Raw genomic sequence first — 458 nt, forward strand, 5'->3', positions numbered from 1 at the left:
CTTCCGATAAGGACGGCACGTGCGCAAAGTCGAAGCGGCCGTTCTTCTGCGCGCCGCCGCCGACCACGGTCACTCGGACCATCGGTGCGCGCTTCACTACGATGCGGTCTCCCTCATGCAGCCAGATCTCGCGAACGAGCGCCTGTTCCAACGGTAGCGTGACCGATGTCCCGTTCCGGACGACCGTGACTTGGGTCGCATTGCGATCGGCCCCGCGTTCGCTCATGGATCCCGCCAGATCGACGCCGCTTCCCATCGCTTGAGTCAAAGCCGATGCGAGCGACAGTCCCGCCGGCGTCCACGGCACGATCTTCGGCGCCCCGATCGCGCCGGTGACAATCACGGTCCGCCTCGGCGACGACGTAAGCGTGATCTTTGCCGACGGACTCTGCATGATGCCGAGAGACGCATAGCGCAACGCGATGGCGGTTTGCGCCGAATCGAGCGAAAGACCTTCC

At 64.6% G+C, this 458-nt stretch carries 1 protein-coding gene; it reads right to left on the bottom strand.

From position 1 onward, the window contains the following. A partial coding sequence (locus tag BTA35_RS18035; protein ID WP_202931306.1) for a polysaccharide biosynthesis/export family protein occupies positions 1 to 458 on the bottom strand: 458 nt, incomplete at both ends.

Source organism: Oceanospirillum linum, from assembly GCF_001995095.2.
Lineage (GTDB): Bacteria > Pseudomonadota > Gammaproteobacteria > Pseudomonadales > Halomonadaceae > Oceanospirillum > Oceanospirillum linum.